2 protein-coding genes and 1 pseudogene are annotated in these 2148 nt (G+C 70.9%); all 3 read right to left on the bottom strand.

Annotated elements, in window-relative coordinates; translation table 11 throughout:
• Nucleotides 1-83: 83 nt before the first annotated feature.
• Nucleotides 84-566, bottom strand: coding sequence for a hypothetical protein (locus ACY45C_RS05405; protein WP_462186547.1), 483 nt, complete (start codon nucleotides 564-566; stop codon nucleotides 84-86).
• On the bottom strand, nucleotides 563-1672 hold the full coding sequence (locus ACY45C_RS05400; RefSeq protein ID WP_462186546.1) for an MraY family glycosyltransferase: 1110 nt from the start codon (nucleotides 1670-1672) through the stop codon (nucleotides 563-565). Before ACY45C_RS05400 ends, ACY45C_RS05405 begins: the two co-directional genes overlap by 4 nt.
• A 107-nt stretch (nucleotides 1673-1779) precedes the next feature.
• Nucleotides 1780-2148 (bottom strand): annotated as a pseudogene (locus ACY45C_RS05395) (serine hydroxymethyltransferase); the annotation flags it as partial.

The raw sequence follows: 2148 nt of genomic DNA, 5'->3' as shown, positions 1-2148 counted from the left end.
CCCGCGAGCCGCCACCGCCGGTCCCGGTCGAGCTCTCCCCCGACCGGTCGTCCGCGCTCTGGTCGGGCATGGAACCCACCTCGTCACCGCCCCTCGACCGGCGCCGGCCCGGCTGCCGGCCCCTGCGGCACGTCCGGCTCGGCCTCGGCGCTCGGCACCGTGGCCGGAATCCCCGGTTCGTAGAACGGCACCCGCAGCCGGGCCGCCGACCACACTTCGGCGCCGACCCAGCACAGCGTGCCCGCCACGATTGACCAGGCGAACGACGGCAGATTCACGGCGGTGGTGCCCTCCAGGGCCACCAGGACGACACCCAAGGTCACAACCTTCACCGCGTAGACGCCCAGCGCGACCGGCAACAGCGCCGTCGTGCCGATCCGCCGGCCGATCGCCACCAGTGCCACCTTGCCCGCCGCGAAGAAGGTGCTGACCAGGCCAACTCCCAGGGCCGCGCCGAGGAAACCCGCCCCGCCCCGCGCCACCCCGGCGATCACGAGCGTCGGCACGGCCAGCGCGAGCATGGTCCACAGCCCGGCGCGCAACGTCGGCGCCGCGACGCCGGTCACGCCCGCCGCCCCGTACGCTGGGTGCCGAGGAGCAGGGCTACCAGGGCCGCGAGGCCCACTCCGGCGGTGGCAACCAAGATTGGCCACGGGGAGTCGGAGAACGACGCGGCGACACCTCCGAACCCGACCAGAGCCGCCCAGAAGTACATGAAGAGAACCGCCCTCACGTGCGAATTACCGATTTCCAGCATACGGTGGTGGAGATGCATCTTGTCCGCCGCGAACGGCGAGCGCCCCGCCCTCGTCCGCCGGACGACCGCGAGCCCGAGGTCGAGGAACGGAACGGCGAGCACGGCCAGGGGTATCGCCAACGGGATCAGTGACGGGTACGACCGTGAGGGTCCAACGTAACCCCCGTAGGCCACCTGACCGGTCACGGAGATCATCGATGCGGCCGACAGCAGGCCGATGAGCATCGAGCCCGAGTCCCCCATGAACAGCCGGGCCGGATTGAAATTGTGCGGCAGGAACCCGATGCAGACCCCGGCGGTCACGGCGGCCAGGAGCGCCGCCGGGGAGGCCCGGTAGAAGCCGTTGATCACTGCGATCTGATAGGCGAAGTAGAAGGTCGCGCCGGCGGCGATCGCCGCGACACCCGCCGCGAGGCCGTCCAGGCCGTCGATGAAGTTCATCGCGTTGATAAGCACGACCGTGGCGAGGATGGACAGCGGGACCGCGGTCTCCGGTCCCAGGCTCAGCGTCGTCTCGCTGTCCCGATCGATCGCGAACGTCCATTGGACACCGAGGAGCACCATAATGCCGGCCGTGGCGACCTGCCCGGCCAGTTTGGTCAGGGAGTCCAGTTCCCATCGGTCGTCGGCGACGCCGAGCAAGCAGATCAAGGTGCCGGCGACGAGCACCGCCCGGATCTCCGACCAGTCCTGGGAGACCACCGACAGGAACGGCAGGCGGTCCGCCACCCCGAACCCGGCGTAGAGCCCGGCAAGCATGGCCAGGCCCCCCAGCCGGGGCGTCGGGGTGGAGTGGACGTCGCGGGCACGTACCCCGGCGACGGCACCGATACGCATGGCGAAGACGCGTGCCACCGGCGTAGCGAGAAAGGTCACCGCCGCCGAGACCACGAAGACGAGCAGGTACTCGCGCACCGTCGGGCATCTCCCGCCTGCCGGACCCGGATCCGGCTACTGCCGCCTACTACCGCCTACTGACGCGGCTGTGCGGAACCTCTTGATCCCCTACCGCGGATCGGCCCCTACCGCGGATAGGCCGGATGCCGGGCGACAAGCGCGGACACCGCCGCCGCCACGTCGGCGGCGGTGTCCGGCTCACGCACCGCGTGGGCGATCAGCCCCGCGATCTCCTTCATCTCCCCCTCGCCCATCCCCTGGGTGGTGACCACCGGGGTTCCTACCCGGATGCCGGAGGAGATCGCGGGCGGCTGCGGGTCATAGGGAATGGCGTTCTTGTTCAGGGTGATGCCGGCCGCGTCGCAACGCGCCTCGGCTTCCTTGCCACTGACCCCGAGTTCCCGCAGGTCGAGCAGGGCGAGATGGGTGTCGGTGCCACCGGCGACGGGCCGGATGCCCTCGGCAGCGAGCCCGTCGGCGAGCCGCTGCGCGTT

It is taken from the genome of Frankia sp. CcWB2 (genome assembly GCF_977927585.1).
The sequence above is the reverse complement of the archived record's forward strand: the minus strand, read 5'-3'. Positions and strand labels throughout refer to the sequence as shown.